Genomic DNA, 15,558 nt, shown 5'->3' on the forward strand with positions numbered 1-15,558 from the left:
GTTCCTCCGCATCGAGACCGGCGCGCCGGGTGGACGCACCTCGTTCGAGATGACGGAAATTCTATTGATGGATATTGATTTCTGATCATCCTCTCCGGGTCATACGACGGTGTTATCCCTACGCCGGGCCGAGGCCCTCGGGCGCGCACCCGAGCCACCCGGACCGGACCCGTCCACCACGGACGGCGCTCACCCGGCGCCGAAGCAGACGAAGGCGGCGGCCGTCGCCGCGGCGGAGCCGTCGCCGGTGGCGACGAACGCGGCCTGGGCGTCGGCGAGGGCCCGCGCCGGCCGGGCCCCGGCATGCATCCGCCGGTGCAGGTCGAGCATGAGCGCGGTGGTGAGGTCGGCCGGCACCGGCAGCACGGCCGCCACCAGGCATCGGGTGCCCAGCGCCAGCAGCACCGCCGTGAAGCCCAGCACCTCGTCGCCGGGGCGCACCCCGGACAGCCCCGAGTCGCACGCGGAGAGCACCACGCAGCCCGGCGGGCGGGGCAGCCGTTCCAGCTCGTATGCGAGCAGCGGCCCGTCGGCCAGCTCCAGGCCGGAGAAGAGCGGGTTGTCGGCCCGGAACGTGCCGTGCGCGGCGATGTGGGCCAGCCCGGCGCCGTCCAGCGCGGCGGTCAACGCGTCGGCGGTGGCGTCCGCCCCGGCGAGCAGCCGGGAGCCGGGCAGCTCGCGGGCGAGCAGCTCGACCTCGGTCCGCGCGGCCGGCAGTCGCGGACCCGCCGCCAGCACCGGTGCGCCGTCGGGCGCCGCCCGGCCGTCCGCGCGCAGCCAGACCGTGGCCGACGGGGCCACCGTCACCGGCCGCCCGGCGCACGTCGGCAGGCCGGACCACGCGACCGCGTGCAGCGCCGCGACCGGCACGAGCACCAGGGGGCGGTCGCCCAGCCGTCGGCGCAGCGGGTCGAAAAGCTGCCGGTCCAGGGCCGCCGCGGCGTGCCCGACCCCGGCCCGGGCGGCGGCCGTGTCGCCGGTGGTGACCAGCCGGCGCAGGCCGAAGCGGTGCCGCCGGGCCTGCTCCACCGCCTCGGCGAGCGGACCGAGGTCGTGCAGGCTGGCTCGGCCGTCGCGGACCAGCACCGCCCGCAGCCGGTCCCCGTGCGCCACCAACTCCACCAGCACGCGCGGGCCGAGCCGGGCGGCGAGCGCCGCGACGCCCGGCGGGGCCGTCACGTCGCCACCGCCGGGCACCCGCCGGGCCAGGTCCCGGATCACCTGTTCGAGCCGGGCCTGCCGGCCCCGCAGCGCGTGCGTCGGCCGGCCCACGAGCAGGGCGTCCTCCAGCAGGCTGCTGACCAGGCGAAGCTCGCTGAGCGCCGCGACCAGGTCCGGGTCCTCGGGCGGCAGCGCCGGCCGGGTGCGCAGCGCGTTGGCCCGCCACCGCTCCGCCCAGGCCAGGACCCGGCCGGCAACGCCGGACCGGACGGCGAGATCCAGGCCCTCGGCGGCCAACTGCTGCCCGTACGCCCCGCTGTGCGCCCGCAGCTCGGTGGCGCCGAGCGAGGCCCGGTGGCTGTCCAGCACGGCCAGCCCGCGCCGCAGCGCCCGGGCCGCCGCGCGGTCGTCCCCGGCGAGCCGGCGCGCCAGCGCCAGGGCGTACCACCCCTGGGCCCGGCCCGGCGCGGTGCCCCGCCGGCGGGCGCGGGCCGCCCGGCCCAGCAGGGTCGCCGCCTTCTCGGTACGGCCGAGCGCGGCGGCCAGCCGGCCGGCGTCGATCCGGGTGGTCAGCGCCGGGCCGGGCCAGCCGGTGGCGTCGAGCTGGTCGGCGGTACGCACCAGCGCGGTGAGCAGCGCCGCCGAGCCGGTGCCGCGACGGAACTCGGCGCGCAACTCGACGTGCCGGGCGAAGGCTGCCCAGGTACGCCGCCCCTGGCGACGGAAGCGGACCCGCGCCCGGGCGGCGGCGTCGGTGGCGGTGTCCAGATCCCCGGCGAGCAGCGCGGCGCGGGCCTGGGCCAGCAGCGCCTCGGCCAGGTCGGAGGCCATCCCCCGGCGGCTCAGCTCCCGCACGGCCGCCCCGGCCACCTCGACCGCCTCGTCGAGCAACGGCACCGACAGCAGCAGCTCGAACCGGTCCAGCAGCAGCGCCGGCCGGGGCACCGACAACCGGCGGTACTCCTGCTCGACCTCGGCGAAGCAGCGCAGCGCGCCCACGGTGTCGCCGCGCTGGCCCGCCGCGATGCCCAGGTTCCAGCGGGCGTCGGCGGCGGCGAGTTCCAGCCCGAGCCGCTGGAAGATCGCCGCCGACCGGGCGAGGTCGCCGTCGCGGCCCCGGCCGGCGCCCCGGTGGGCGTTGAGCAGGCCGCGGTTGTTGCGGGCCCGGGCCTCCAGCAGCGGGTCGCCCTCGCGCTGGGCGATCTCTACGGCGAGGGAGTAGTCGCGCACCGCCTCGTCGTAGCGGCCCCGGTAGTGCAGCACCACGCCCCGCTGCATCCGGGCGCGCCCGGCGTCGGCCCCGACGAGCGGGGGCAGGGCGGCGGTCACCGCGCGCAGGGCCGCGCCGGTGCGGCCGGCGTTGGCCAGCACGTAGCCGAGGCTCATCCGGGCCAGTGCGCGGGTGCGGGGCGTCGCGGCGGCCCGCACCGCCCGGCGCAGGTGCCGCAGCGCGCCGGGCAGGTCGTTGAGCTCCCGCAGGGCCAGGCCGACGGCCCGTTCGGCGGTGGAGCGCTCGTCGCCGGTGACGGCGCGGCCGGCGGCGAGCACCCGCTGCGCGATGGCGATCGCCTCGCGCGGGTAGCGCTGCACCGCGTCGAGCGCGGCCTGGGCCGCTCCGACACCGGGATCGGCCCTGTCGGCCATGTCGGACAGCGTTCCCGATGAACCGACAAGCGTCAATGCGGACCCCACAAATGGGATTTCCACCGGCCGGGTCGACCTTTTGTGTCATTGACATTTAACTATGCTTTGGAAGAATCGACAGCGCCCCGGACGTGCTGTCACGACCGCACCGGGAACCCGACGACCGCGCTGCCCGCAACCGCTTGGAGGACCGGTGCCGCCTGACCGTCCCCGCACGCCGCCGTCGGTCGACCGGCTGTCCCGGCGGCGGCTGCTGGCCCTCGGCGCGCTCGCTGCGGCGGCGCCCCTCGGCGGCGGGCTGCGGCCCGGCGCCGCAGCCGGCGAGAGCACCGACGACGACGCCTACCAGCGGGCCTTCTCCGACGCGCTGGCCGCCGACCCCAACGTGCGGCGGCACACCGTCCCGGGCCGGGAGTTCCTCTACCGCCCCCGGCAGTTGCTCGCGGCCGACGCCGACGCCCAGCGGGTCACCGCCTGGCTGCGCGCGCGCGGCCACCAGGTGACCGTGGGCACCGGCTTCGCCGGCGTCACCCGGCTGCTGTTCGCCAAGGAGACCGACATCCCCACGGTGGTGTCGGCCCTGCGCAGCCCGCAGCAGTGGCCGGGCCAGCCGGTCCCGGCGGTGCAGCCGCACCACGTCCTGCTGGGCCTGGGCAACATCATGGGCAACCCGGGCGGCCCACCCAAGGCGGTGGGCGCGCTGGCCGCGCCGAACCCGGCCCGGCTCGGCGAGGGCGCGGGGGTCACCGTCGGCCTCTGCGACACCGGGATCTGGCGGCAGGCCGGCAGCTACCATCCGCAGTGGCTCGGCGGCAGCTACCTGCCCGAGCCGGACGACGAGGACGCCCTGTACGTCGCCGGCGACGTGCTGGCCCCGCAGGGCGGGCACGGCACCTTCGTCGCCGGGGTGGTCCGGCAGGCCGCGCCGGGAGTGAAGGTCGACCCGGAGCAGGCGTTGAACCCCACCGGCGTCGGCGACGAGTCGATGCTGGTGGCGGCCATGGCCCGGCTCGGGCCGCAGGTGTCCGTCGTCAACCTGTCCCTGGGCGGCTTCACCCAGGACGACCTGCCCCCACTGCCCCTGGTCAACGCCGTGGCCGCGCTGCCGGCGCAGACCGCCGTGGTGGCCGCCGCCGGCAACGCCGGCACCAGCCGCCCCGCCTGGCCGGCCGCGCTGGGCCGGGTGCTCGGCGTGGCCGCGGTGAGCCAGGGCGGCACCGGCCCCGCACCGGCGGCGTACAGCGGATTCGGGCCGTGGGTCGACGCCTGCGCGCTCGGCGAGCGCGACAGCACGTACGTCGAGGGCCAGCTTCCGCTGCCGGGGCGACCGACCCGGGTGTTCCACGGCTTCGCCGGGTGGGCCGGCACCTCGTTCGCCGCGGCGTACGTCTCCGGCCGGCTGGCGGCCATGATGGTCGCCGGTGGCCTGAGCGCCGACGCGGCCCGGCTCGCGCTGCTCGCGAACCCCCGCTGGCACCCCGACTACGGGGTGTTGGTCGCGTGAGGCCCGACCCGGACGGCGAAGGGGCACGCCGGTGACCGACCTGACCGCGACGGGCCTGGTGGCCGCCGCCGCCGGCGGGGACGAGGCGGCATGGGCCGACCTGGTGCGCCGCTACACCCCGCTGGTGGTCTCGGTGATCCGGGCGCACGGGATGAGCCGCGCCGACGCCGCCGACATCAACCAGACCGTCTGGCTGCGCCTGGTGGAGCGGCTGGACCAGGTGCGCGACCCGCAGGCGCTGGCCGCCTGGCTGGCCACCACCGCCCGGCGGGAGTGCTACCGACTGTCCCGCCTCGGCCGGCGCAGCCAGCCGGTCGACCCGTACGACGACGCGCTCGACGCCCGGCACGGGCCGCTGGTGGACGCGGCGGCGCCGGACGAGGCGCTGCTGCGGGCCGAGCGGCGCCAGGCGTTGCGGGAGGGCTTCGCCCAGCTTCCGCCCCGCTGCCAGGAGCTGCTGGCCCTGCTCACCGCCGACCCGCCGGTCAGCTACCGGGAGATCGGTGAGCGACTCGGCATGCCGGTCGGCAGCATCGGCCCCACCCAGGCCCGCTGCCTGCACAGGCTGCGAAACTGCCCGGCGCTCGCCCCGTTCCTCGGGGCCCGTCGCGGCCCCAACAAGAACGGGGGTGACCGCGATGGCGCCGTGGCCGCCGGGCGATGACGACGCCCTGACCGTGGAGCTGGGCGCGGCGTTGTGGGACGCCGGACCCGTTCCCGAGGAGTTCCTGACCGCCGCGCGGGCGGCGTTCGCCTGGCGGACCGTGGACGCCGAACTGGCGGTCGCCGAGCTGACGTTCGACTCGGCGTGCGACGCCGAGCCCGCCGGGCTGACCCGCTCGGGCGGCGCGGCGCGGACCCTGTCCTTCCGCAGCGGCGCCGTGGTGTTGGAGATCGAGGTGAGCGACGCCGGGATCGTCGGTCAGCTCTCCCCGCCCCGGGGCGGCCGGGTCACCGCCCGGACCGCCACCGGCCCGTACGACGAGGCGCCGGTCGACGAGGTGGGCTTCTTCTCGCTGGGCGCTCCCCCGGCCGGCCCGGTCCGGCTCTCCGCCCGCGCCGACGGGTACGCGGTGGCCACCGACTGGGTCAGCCTCAGCTAGCGGCGGGCCGCCGTCCCTCCGCAGGCCCGGCCCCGCCCGACGATCTTCACGCTGGCAGGCGTACGGCGGGGTCCCCGGACCCGACGGTCCGGAACCCCGCCGTACGGCCATCGGACGGCGGTGGCCACCAGCAGCGGGATCGGCGCCGGCGATCGGCCGGATCCCGGCGCCCGCCCGCGAAGGCTAGACCGACAGGAGGTCGCGCCAGGCGATGTTGTTGTTGTTCCGGACGTTGGTCATCAGGTCCGGGGTGAGCAGCGGCAACGGGTCGTCCGGGGAGTCCCACACGGCCAGCAGGGAGAAGTGACCGGGGCCGGGCACGGCGCCCCACGGGACGACCACGGTCGTGGCGCCCGCCGGCACGACGACATTCACCGTCGCGACCCAGGTCAGGTCCGTCGGCCAGACCATGCCACCGCCCGGGGAGGTGCGGTAGATCCGCAGCGACCCGCTGTCGGTGCCCGCACCGTACGGGCCAGGATTGCGCAGCGTGACGAAGATGTAGCTGGTCATGCCGACGACCGGGAACTGACTGGTCGCGCACGCCACCGCCGTCGGACAGACCTTCACGTCGGGGCTGGACCAGATCGGGCTGCCGGTGTGCGGCTGGAGGCCGACGTCGGTGGCGACGTCCCGCATCCAGACGTCGGTAACCGTCATGACCCGGTCCGGCTGCGCGGCCGGCGGGGCGGCGGGGGCGGCGGGGGTGCCCAGCAGGCCGGCCAGGGCCGTACCGGCGAGCAGGGCCAGCGCCGCGCGCCGGGCGCGGCTACCCAGGAATGCCATGACGCTGTCTCCCATCGACGGGGTGGCCGGCCAGGGTCCCGGACCGGCGTGGTCATGGCTTCAGGAGCCGGCCGCGGGCCCGCAGATACCGACACCGGAGGTGGCGGTTGTCCAGATGACGCCAGGTCGGATCAATCAGACGCCGATCCGACGACAGGAAGCTGAGGGACGGCTCAGGGCAGGGCTAGGCTGCCCACGGCGGGCGACGGCGGAAGCGCCTGCCGCCCTCGCCGATCGACCGCCGCCGGCCGCGAGAGGACGCCATGAACCGCGACACACGGGGTGCGCAGTGAACCGGTCGAGGTGGCTGGTCGGTGGTCTGCACGTCGCGACCCTGGTGTGGGTCGGTGGCGACTTCCCGTGGGTCCATGGGCGGTTCGAGCCGGGGCCGGGGTGGGCCGCCGTCGAGGGGTTCCTGCCGTCCGACGGCGGCGGCGCCCGCTGGCTGGACGACGACGCGCTCGCCGCGGCCGGCCACCCACCCGAGACGTGGCTGCTGGTCGACGAGGACGACGAGGAGCCCTGCTTCCTGCACGCGCTCGTGCGCCGCGGCGAGGACGACGTGTCGTGGCGGTTCGGCGGGTCGCCGCTGGAGCTGGACGACCCGCCCGCTGGGCGGGCCTGAGCGCGGCGGGTACAACCTCCCGGTCGAACGGGAACTCCCGTCGATTCCGGCGGCGACCGTGCCGGTGGTGCTGGTGTTGGCGGTGATCCCGTCGGTCCCAGCTCGGCGGCGAACGAGCAGCTCCACCGCGCACTGGAGGCGGGTGTCGCCCGAGGAATCCGTCCTGCTGAGGGTCGTCGCGGTCGGGTTCGGTGGGCTCGGTTGCTGTACTTCGCTGCTGTAGTTCTTCGGCGGCGTCGATGACGTTGCGGGCGGCGGTCGCTACCGGGCAGTCCGGTGTGTGGCAGACCCGGCAGCTGCCGTCCGGGCCGGTCCGGTGGTCGCGGAGGACCGCTCGGGCGGTGAGGATGAGCCGGTTGCGGATCTGGGCCAGCGACAGGAACGGCCCGGTCATGCTGGGGTCACCCCGAGGGCGACGGCGAGCTGGATGATCGTGGCCGGCGCGTGCGGGTCGCGGGCTACCTGGGCGAGCACCTTCCGGGCGGCGGGGCGGTGGCGTACCTCGGCCGGTGCCGTGCGGTCGGCGTCGACCAGGGCCCCGCCCGCGCTGGCCGGGTCGTCGGCTTGGAGGTAGGCGCGGGCGGCGTCGAGCAGGTGGGCGGCGCGGTGTTCGACCGGTAGCCACCGCCAGCCGTCCCGCTTCGTGGCCTGCTCGTGCCAGGCGACCGCGTCGTGTGCGTTGCCCAGTTCGAGGGCTGCGGCGGCACGGGCCAGGTCAACCGCAGTCGGCCCGAACGCGGTCCGGTGGTGATCGTGGCCGTCGCCTACCCGGGCCGCCATGCCGGCAGCCTCGCCGATGAGTTCGACGTGACCCGGTCGTCACCGCCACGCGCCGCCGCCAGGGCCGCCTGCACAAGCAGCGTCCCGCACAGCGACAGTGCGGCCGGGGTCCCGTCGTCCGGGTTGGACGGGGCGATCCGGTACGCGGCGGCCAGCATCGCCGACAGGGCCGCCCGCGCTCGCCCCGAGGCGCGCAGCACCTGGCCGAGTTGCACGGCTGCGGCGGCCACCAGCGCCGAGTCACCGGTGGCCACGGCCATCGCCCGATCGGCGGCCAGCCAGCCCAGGTCGACCTCGCCGAGCTTCACCAGCAGCGACGCGGTCACCCGGTACACCTCGACCAGCAGTGGACGGCCCCACCCGGGATCATCGGCGTGGACACGCTGCACGCCAGCCAGCAGGTCCGGCACCAGCGCGATCACCTGCGGGTACCGGGCGTGCTGGAAGGTGATCCAAGCGTGTGTGACATCCCGCGCCAGCCGATCAGCCGACAACACCTGACAGCGCGCCGCCGACCGGCCCACCGCGATGTCGTACGTCGACAGGGCCTCCCGGACACGCTCGACGCCCTCGACCCGCCCGGTCACGTCGGCGGGCCGGGTGTCCCGACCGAGCAGCACCGCCGTGTCGATCCGCAGCACGGCGGCGACGTCCCGGAGGACCGACATCTTGTCCAGCGACCGGACACCCCGCTCGACCTTGTCGACCCAGCTCTTGGACTTGCCGAGCCGGTCGGCGAACACCTGCTGGGAGAGCTTGCGCCGCCCCCGCCAGTACGCCACCCGACGACCCACCGGCAGGAGATCACTGCTGTCCACGACGCCACCGTCGGTCCGGCACCGCCCTGGTCGTCTCCTCGGCCGGTATCCGTTCCTCCTCGGCCAGCGCCAGGATCCGTCGTTTGGCGGCTTCCCGTTCCTCCTGCTGGATCTGCTCGCCTCTGCCCTCGACCGAACCGTTGTCGCTCATCCCCCACCTCCGCTGGTAGGGGCGCGGCGGCGTGCTCTTGGAAGGACCGACACCGCCGCGCCCGGCTGCGAGCGGGTCGCGGCCATCTGGTGTGTTCGCGCCAATCCCGCCCTCGAACACAGCATTGAGCGACTGGACGATCACACAAAGGTGTTGAGTGTCCGCTGGCCGGGTCGACTGTCCTCTGTCAGCCGACGGGCCGGTACACCTGGCACACCTCACGCAGCGCCGACGCCTCTGCCGCGTCGGCCTGCTCGACCCGCCGGAGCACCTCTCGCGCCCGCCACCAGTTCGACGACGCCACCCGCCCGGAACGGATCGCCTCAGCGGCCACCGCGCCGGCCTCGTCAGGTTGGCCGGCGGCCACCAACGCCAAAGCCAGGTCCAGGCGGGCAGAAGCGGACCGCCGTGGCCGGTCGCCCCCGTCACCGCGCGGGTCCAACTCCGCCAACGCCACCCGGGCCACCTGCTCGGCAGCCGGGTCACCCGCCCACGACAGCGTCGTCGCCGTGTACGCCAGCGCCTTCGTCGGGTCGTACCGGTAATGGTGCTCAGCCCGCTCCGGCACGGGCAGATTCGCGGTCAACCGTTCCAGACGGTCCAGCGCGTCACGGGTCCGCCGCACGTCACCCACCCGCGCCCACCCCCGCGCCTCCTGCGCCGTCGCCTGGATGTGCGCCGAGCTTTCCCGAGGCGCCACCCGCTGGGCCTGCTGAGACAGGTCGATCGCCTGTCGGTGCTCACCCTGGGTGAGCCGGTCCCACGCCTGGGTCTCCAGGCACCACGCCTGAATCTCCGGATGCGCGGCATGCTCGGCAAGCGTGCCAGCGGCGACCAGGTGCGCGCCGGCCGCGGAACGCTGCTGAAGGTCGACGTGCACCGTCGCCCGCAGCACGGTCAACCAGCCGCCCGCAACGACCAAACGCCGCCGCTGCGCCAGAGTCCCCCGACCGTCGAGCAGCCGGCCCACATACGCCAAGTGCTTCCGCACCATCGGAAGCAGATCCACCGGCCGGGTGGTCGCGTACGCGCTGGCCAGGTCATCAACGCTCGCCTCGATCCGGGTAAGCGTCTCGACGCTCACATCACTGGCACGCACCCGAGCAAGCAGATCATCGGCTTCAGCGCCATGATCGACAGGCTGACCAACGAGCCGCACGAGCGCACCGCCAGCCTGAAGAACCCCATCAATATGCCGGGCCGTCTCGGGCGTCGGAGCCTTCGCACCGGTCTCCAGATCATGCAGGTGACTCTTCCCCCGATGCGCGAGCTGCCCGAGCGCCCGCAGAGACAAACCCCGGCCGGCACGCAGAGCCCGCAACCGAGCCCCGAACCGCGGATCGACGTGCGACACAACGACGCTCCCAGCGCAGGAAGGAGAAACCCACCCCAGCTCTCGTCAGCAGACAACCACTACCGACGGTACATCGGGCGTCGATAGAACGTAACGGTCGCCACTATGCTCCTATGAAGGTCAAGTGGTCAGGGCGGCGAAGTCGGCGACCAGGGCGGTGGAGACGTCGCGGACGATGTAGCGCTTGAGGCAGTGCAGGATCTACTGCCTGGCGGCGATCAGCGTCCGGCCGGCGTTGACCGGGTCGTCGGCCTGGAGGTAGGTCGTCGCCATGGCGGGCCGTCGCCTGCGGGCCATCGCCAGGGCGGCCTGGGCGAGCAGCGGGGTCCGCGAGATCTGACACCGTCGATTGTGGCCGCCCGGCTATGCCTTGAGCCCAGCGGAGCCTCACTGGTGCGCTGTCCAGGAACGTTCTCCGGGTTGGTGACACGCCGGGCGGCATCCGTTTCAGACCAGGTGGGGAGGGTGGGAGCGGGCCGCCGCGTGCTGAACCTGCTCGGCGTGGCCGAGCCGTCTTCGGACGGCTCGGCCACGCTCTCGGTTCGTCAGGGGGTCACCCGGGTAGCCGGGCTGTCGCCCGGCAGGCCCGACATGTTGGCCTCGACCGGCGGCAACGGAGTGGTTCCGAGGACGCTGCCGTCCGTGGAGTACGCAGTGAGGGTGGCCGGCTGGTCCGGCGGTATCCGGGTGGTGCCCGCGTGCGACGCGTCGAGGGTGACCGTGGCCGGGGGTGCGCCGCCGACCGTGACCGTGACGCGGGCCGCGTCCGGCGGGGCGATCACCCGCACCTGGTCCGTCGGCGTGCGGGTGCTGTTGTCGGCCCGGATCCGCCAGCCGATCGGTCGCTGGTCGGCACCCTCGGCCGGCAGCAGCAGCCGCAGGTCGGTCCACCAGCCGGTGCGGTCGTCGCCGTGCATGGCGTACGCGATCACCCCGCCGCCGGCAGGCTGCACGGTGAGCAGCGCGGCGGCCTGGCCGTGCTCGCTGCCCGACCAACGCACCCGTACCGTCGTCCCGGCAGCCGGGAGGCGACTGTCGAGGAGTGCCGATCCGGCGAAGTTGCGCAGGTTGGCGTCGTCCAGCGGCGTACCTCGGGCGCCCCGTCGGGCGGCGGTGAGCAGGACGTCCAGCTCCGGCCCGGACGGGTCGATCGCGGCGTACGGGCCGCCGCCCAGGCCGCCCTGGTAGAGCACGTGGTCGCCACGGCTGACCCGGACGACGGGTTCGTTCCGAAGCGGCGCGGGCGGCAGGACGGCGAACCCGACCCCGCTGCCGTCCGCCCTGGCGAGGTCCTGGTACTCCAGGGTTCCCGCCGGCGTGTACCGAGGGTCGCCGCTGATCATCACGGTCGATTCGGCCGGCCCGACGACGACCGCGAATCCGCCCCGGTCGGGACCGGCCCGCATCAGGGTCATCACCGGACTGTCGACGCCCTCGCTGTGGCCGGCGTAGTGCATCTGTTGGGCACCGGCCCCGGCCGGACCCATGTACCAGACCAGCGCCTCCTTGGTCAGTAGGCCGAACCGCAGCGGCACCGCGACCAGCGCGACCCGGTGGCCCGGCTGGTCACTGCCGTAGAGCAGGCGAATCCGGTCGCGATCGCCGACCTCCCAGATACCGTCCGGGTTCCAGCCACCCAACGCGGTGTCGGTGCTCATCGACGGATCGGTGCTGATCCGCGCCCGCAGCGCGTCCAGCCAGGCCTGATCGCCGGCCAGCGCGCCCCGGGGCGGCGCGTCGAGCAGCGCTGCCGGAGCGGCGGCGACCGCGATGCCCGGCGCCCACCTGGGCAGAGGCACCACGTTGGTCTGGACCCCGACGAGCGCGGCCCCGACCGCGACGGCCACCGCCGCCCGGATCAGCCGCGTCCGCCGGTGCCGTCGCTCGCGCCGGGCGAACCCCGGCCACGGGTCCTCAGGTACGTTGACGCCGTGCGCGGCCTGCCACAGCGCAGGACTGAGCGTCGAATCCGCGAAGCTCTCGGTCATGCCAGTTCCTCCTCGAGCCGTACCGGGGACTGCGGGGCGGGTGGGGCGAACTCGACCCGCAGCCGGGCCAACCCGCGCGACGCCTGGCTCTTCACCGAGCCGATGGAGCAGCCGAGAACCCTGGCGGTGTCCGCCTCGCTGAGGTCCTCGAAGTAGCGCAGCACCAGAACCGCCTGGGTCCTCGGCGGCAACCGACGCAGCGCGGTGAGGAGCAGTTGCCGCTGCTCCACCTGCGCGTACGCGTCCGGCGTCGGCGCGCTGTCGGAGGTCAGCAGCGGCACCTCCAGCGGTCGCCGCCGACGCCGCCAGGAGATCGCCGTGTTGACCATCACCCGGCGGACGTAGACCTCGGGCGCGTCCCTGCGCAGTACCCGCCCCCAGCGCCGATGGGTCTTCTCCAACGCCGACTGCGCCAGGTCCTCGGCCGTCCCCCGGTCGCCGGTCAACAGGTAGGCCGTTCGGAGCAACGGCCCCCACTGTCGTTGTACGAACAGCCGGAACTGTTCGTCGTCCTCGTGCCGACTCACGCCACCTCCAGGTCGCATCCGCCTCGCGTTCACGTGCGGATGCAGAGTGAGACGCGATCGGCGGCGTCCGGGGTTGAGTGGGAAACCGTACGTCGAGACGGATTCGGATCCGCCGGTGGCTCACCACCATGTATGCCCCGCCGGGAGCCGGGGTCGATCAGCCGGCCGGCGGCGGGGACCAGGGCCACGGCACGTCGTGGAAGGCCGCCTCGACCAGCAGCGCCTCCACCGCGCGCAGGAACCGCTCGGCCCGCTCCGGGGGCAGGTAGCGGGTGTCCACGGTGACGGCCAGCTCGACCGCGCCGGGAGCGTCGATGACCTGGAGGCGGCAGCGCCAGCCGAACCGGTCCAGTTCCTCCAGCCAGCGGAAGGTGCTGCGGCTCGCCGCCGCCCGCACCGTGGCCTCGTCCGGACCGGCCGGGCCGGGGTCGTTGTCGTGCGGCAGCCGGATGTCGTTGAGGTAGCAGAACGGGGCCAGCGCCGTGCGGTAGTCGGTCCCCCGCTCGGCGAACGCTCGTTCCAGCTCGTTCGGGTCGTAGTAGGCGTGCCGGTACGCGTCCAGCGACGCCTTGCGGGCCCGGGACAGCAGCTCGGCGAAGCCGGGCCGGTCGGCCAGGTCGAGCCGGCAGAGCCCGATCTGGTTGAGCTTGCTGATCGCCACGTCGTACTCGGGTTGGAACCGGTTGTTCGCCATGGTGAACACGCCGCAGACGTCCCCGCCGACCTCGGCGGTGAGCACGGCGGCGGTCGCCCCGAGCAGGGCGGTGGCGCTGCTGACGCCGTGCCGGGCGGCGACGAGCCGGACCGCGTGGTAGACCGCCTCGGAGACCATCGAGCCCCGGCGGTAGCGGGGGGTGTGCCCGGGGCCCACCGGGTCGAACAGGCCCACCGTGAGGCCGGGGAACTGCCGTAGCCAGTACGCCACCGCCCGGTCGCAGCGGCGGCGTTCCCGGTCCCGCTCCCGCTCGGCGACGTCGAGGGACTGCGGGCCGGGCGGGTGGGACAGCGCGCCGCGCAGCACGAGCATCCGCAGGTCACGCAGCACCGTCTCGGTGGCGTGGAAGTCCACCGTGGAGTGGCTGAAGACCAGCACGACCTGCCGCACCCGGCCGTCGACGGTGACCAGCGCGGCGCGCAGCGGCCACTCGGCGGCGTGGTCGAACCGGGGTTCGCCCAGCCGGGCGGCCAGGGCCGCGGCGGCGGACCGGCCGTCGGGGTCGGCCGCGGCGGGCGGGACCGGGTGCACCAGGACGGGCAGCCCGCCCGCCGGGGCGGCGGACTGGTACAGCTCGCCGTCCACGGAGCGGACCCGGGTGCGCAGCGACTCGTGCCGGTCCACCAGGGCCGCGACGGCCCGCACGGCCCGTGCCACGTCGACGTCGGCCCGTGCCGAGACGGCCAGGACGCGGCGCAGGTTCAGCACGCTGTGGCTCGGGGACTCGAACTCCTCGACGGCCCGCCACATCGCCCGCTGGCCCCAGGTGAGCGGGCCGGTCGCGGCCCGGCCGCCCGCGAACCGGGCGTACGCCATCTCCTCGCCGGCCTCGGCCGGGAGCTCCACGGGCGGCGTCGCCGCCACCACCGGGGCCGCCGCCGGGGCGGCCGACGGCCAGGAGACCTCGGCGAATGCCGCTTCCACCAGCAGTTCCTCCAGCTCGCGCAGGAACGGTTCGACCGTGTCGACCGCGACGTGACGGGTGTCGACGGTGAGGGTTATCCCCACCCCGCCCGGCTCGTCGACCACGTGGGTCAGCAGGTGCCAGGACGCCCGGTCCAGCCCTCTGGTCCAGGAGAATCCGGTACGCGCCATGGCGGCCCGCAGGTCGCGTCGGGTCACCTCCGGCGCGGCAACCGCGCCGCCGACGGGCAGCCGGACGTCGTTGAAATAGTAGTGCGGCAGGAATGCGGTCTCGTAGTCGCGGTCGGCGTCGGCGAATGCCCGGCGCAGCGCGGCGGGGTCGTAGCAGGCGTGCCGCAGGCCGTTCAGCGACGCCTGCCAGACGCGGGACAGCAGCAGCGGGAACGCGGGGCGGTCCGCCACGTCGAGCACGCCGAACCCGATCTGCCCGAGGTTGGCCACCGCGTTCGCGTACCTGGCGGCGAACCGGTTGTGGGCCATCGGGAACAGGCCGCAGCGGTCCCGCCCGGCCCGGGCGGCGGCCAGCGCCGTCACGCCGGCGAGCAGCACCGCCGAGGTGCTGACCCGGTGGTGGGCGGCGATCGCCCGGGCCGCCAGGTCGACGGCCGAGGAGACCAGCACGCCCCGGCGCAGGCGGGGGGTGAGCCCGGGGCCGCCCGGCGGCAGCGGCTCGGCGGGCAGCCGCGCGAACTCCCGCAGCCAGTACGCCACGGCCCGCTCGGAGCGGCGCCCGTCGGCCCCGTGCTGGAGCCGGGCCACGTCCACCGACTGGGGGCCGGGTGGGGTGTCCAGTTGCCCGCGCAGCAGGATCAGCCGCAGGTCCCGCAGCACCACCTCGGCGGCGTGGGCGTCGACGGTGGAGTGGCTGAACACCAGCACCACCTGCCGCACCCGGCCGTCCACGGTGACCAGGGCGACCCGTACCGGCCACTCCCGCGCGTGGTCGAACGCGACGTCGCCGAGGCGGTCCGCGGCGTCCCGGGCGGCCTGCGCGCCGTCGCCGGTGCCGGCGAGCACCAGCAGCGGCAGCTGCCCGGTCGCGGCGGTCTCCTGGCGGGGCTCGCCGTCGACCGTGCGCACCCGGGTACGCAGCGACCCGTGCCGGCCGACGAGCGCGCCGAGCACCCGGCTGGCGCGGTCGGTGTCGGCGCCGGCCCGGGCGGAGAGCGGCACCGTGCGGCGCAGGTTGAGGAAGCGGTGGTTGGAGCCGTGGCGGGCGTTCGCCCGCCAGATCACCTGCTGGGCCCAGGTCAGCGGCGCCGTGCCGGCGCCAGCGCCGCGGAAGGGCGCGTGGACCAGGGTCTCGTCCGCCCACTCGGTGGGCACCACGGCATCGGCGAATCGCATTCCCGACCGTACGACGGGCCGTACCGCCCCGGGTCGGTCGATCGGATTTTCCACAGTGGACCGATCAGACGACGCGATGCGCTGTTCGCAGCATGCAGACTACGGGCTCTGTCCGACACCTGGGTAAGAAG

The 15,558-nt window shown here is 75.0% G+C and carries 13 protein-coding genes; 4 read left to right on the forward strand and 9 right to left on the reverse strand.

Going from position 1 to position 15,558, the window contains the following annotated elements; all coding sequences use genetic code 11:
* Window positions 1-189: 189 nt before the first annotated feature.
* The gene (locus OOK41_RS19340) at window positions 190-2,805 is read right to left on the reverse strand and encodes a CHAT domain-containing protein (protein ID WP_266266192.1); all 2,616 of its coding nucleotides are present in this window, start codon (window positions 2,803-2,805) and stop codon (window positions 190-192) included.
* A 193-nt stretch (window positions 2,806-2,998) separates the two neighbouring features.
* On the opposite strand from OOK41_RS19340, the gene OOK41_RS19345 reads away from it, so the two are divergent.
* Genes OOK41_RS19345 through OOK41_RS19355 form a run of 3 tightly spaced genes read left to right on the forward strand, consistent with a single transcriptional unit; the run spans window position 2,999 to window position 5,412 of the window.
* Window positions 2,999-4,309, forward strand: coding sequence for a S8/S53 family peptidase (locus tag OOK41_RS19345; protein WP_266266193.1), 1,311 nt, complete (start codon window positions 2,999-3,001; stop codon window positions 4,307-4,309).
* Window positions 4,310-4,340: 31 nt separating this feature from the next.
* A complete protein-coding gene (locus OOK41_RS19350) occupies window positions 4,341-4,973 on the forward strand; it encodes an RNA polymerase sigma factor (protein ID WP_266266194.1) in 633 nt (210 codons plus the stop codon).
* The gene (locus OOK41_RS19355; RefSeq protein ID WP_117670680.1) at window positions 4,948-5,412 is read left to right on the forward strand and encodes a hypothetical protein; all 465 of its coding nucleotides are present in this window, start codon (window positions 4,948-4,950) and stop codon (window positions 5,410-5,412) included. Before OOK41_RS19350 ends, OOK41_RS19355 begins: the two co-directional genes overlap by 26 nt.
* Before the next feature lie 183 nt (window positions 5,413-5,595).
* Here the strand turns inward: OOK41_RS19355 and OOK41_RS19360 are convergent, their stop codons facing one another.
* On the reverse strand, window positions 5,596-6,198 hold the full coding sequence (locus tag OOK41_RS19360) for a hypothetical protein (RefSeq protein ID WP_266266195.1): 603 nt from the start codon (window positions 6,196-6,198) through the stop codon (window positions 5,596-5,598).
* A gap of 289 nt (window positions 6,199-6,487) precedes the next feature.
* Between OOK41_RS19360 and OOK41_RS19365 the strand changes: the two genes are divergently transcribed.
* Entirely contained in the window at window positions 6,488-6,823 is a 336-nt protein-coding gene (locus tag OOK41_RS19365; protein WP_266266196.1) for a hypothetical protein, read from the forward strand.
* Window positions 6,824-7,213: 390 nt separating this feature from the next.
* On the opposite strand, the gene OOK41_RS19370 is transcribed toward OOK41_RS19365, so the two are convergent.
* From OOK41_RS19370 to OOK41_RS19400, 7 genes are all read right to left on the reverse strand, one after another.
* Window positions 7,214-7,603 (reverse strand): hypothetical protein, encoded by a 390-nt coding sequence (locus tag OOK41_RS19370; RefSeq protein WP_266266197.1) that lies wholly within the window; start codon window positions 7,601-7,603, stop codon window positions 7,214-7,216.
* On the reverse strand, window positions 7,588-8,421 hold the full coding sequence (locus OOK41_RS19375; protein WP_266266198.1) for a helix-turn-helix domain-containing protein: 834 nt from the start codon (window positions 8,419-8,421) through the stop codon (window positions 7,588-7,590). Before OOK41_RS19375 ends, OOK41_RS19370 begins: the two co-directional genes overlap by 16 nt.
* Window positions 8,408-8,572: a hypothetical protein gene (locus OOK41_RS19380; RefSeq protein ID WP_266266199.1), complete on the reverse strand. Its 165-nt coding sequence runs from the start codon at window positions 8,570-8,572 to the stop codon at window positions 8,408-8,410. Before OOK41_RS19380 ends, OOK41_RS19375 begins: the two co-directional genes overlap by 14 nt.
* Before the next feature lie 187 nt (window positions 8,573-8,759).
* Window positions 8,760-9,965, reverse strand: coding sequence for a helix-turn-helix domain-containing protein (locus tag OOK41_RS19385; RefSeq protein WP_266267898.1), 1,206 nt, complete (start codon window positions 9,963-9,965; stop codon window positions 8,760-8,762).
* A 506-nt stretch (window positions 9,966-10,471) separates the two neighbouring features.
* Complete coding sequence (locus OOK41_RS19390) at window positions 10,472-11,914, reverse strand: hypothetical protein (RefSeq protein ID WP_266266200.1); 1,443 nt, start codon at window positions 11,912-11,914, stop codon at window positions 10,472-10,474.
* Window positions 11,911-12,441 (reverse strand): SigE family RNA polymerase sigma factor, encoded by a 531-nt coding sequence (locus tag OOK41_RS19395; protein WP_243639958.1) that lies wholly within the window; start codon window positions 12,439-12,441, stop codon window positions 11,911-11,913. The genes OOK41_RS19390 and OOK41_RS19395 overlap by 4 nt, the downstream gene beginning before the upstream one ends.
* 157 nt (window positions 12,442-12,598) lie before the next feature.
* Window positions 12,599-15,427, reverse strand: coding sequence for a condensation domain-containing protein (locus tag OOK41_RS19400; RefSeq protein ID WP_266266201.1), 2,829 nt, complete (start codon window positions 15,425-15,427; stop codon window positions 12,599-12,601).
* Window positions 15,428-15,558 lie beyond the last annotated feature (131 nt).

The organism is Micromonospora sp. NBC_01655 (genome assembly GCF_026339755.1).
Taxonomy (GTDB): domain Bacteria; phylum Actinomycetota; class Actinomycetes; order Mycobacteriales; family Micromonosporaceae; genus Micromonospora.

Excerpts from the sequence above, each read along its gene's own strand:
- OOK41_RS19355 (WP_117670680.1), top strand. The coding sequence starts at position 4,948 with ATGGCGCCGTGGCCGCCGGGCGATGACGACGCCCTGACCGTGGAGCTG.
- OOK41_RS19380 (WP_266266199.1), bottom strand. The coding sequence starts at position 8,572 with ATGAGCGACAACGGTTCGGTCGAGGGCAGAGGCGAGCAGATCCAGCAG.
- OOK41_RS19340 (WP_266266192.1), bottom strand. The coding sequence starts at position 2,805 with ATGGCCGACAGGGCCGATCCCGGTGTCGGAGCGGCCCAGGCCGCGCTC.
- OOK41_RS19400 (WP_266266201.1), bottom strand. The coding sequence starts at position 15,427 with ATGCGATTCGCCGATGCCGTGGTGCCCACCGAGTGGGCGGACGAGACC.
- OOK41_RS19370 (WP_266266197.1), bottom strand. The coding sequence starts at position 7,603 with ATGGCGGCCCGGGTAGGCGACGGCCACGATCACCACCGGACCGCGTTC.
- OOK41_RS19390 (WP_266266200.1), bottom strand. The coding sequence starts at position 11,914 with ATGACCGAGAGCTTCGCGGATTCGACGCTCAGTCCTGCGCTGTGGCAG.
- OOK41_RS19360 (WP_266266195.1), bottom strand. The coding sequence starts at position 6,198 with ATGGCATTCCTGGGTAGCCGCGCCCGGCGCGCGGCGCTGGCCCTGCTC.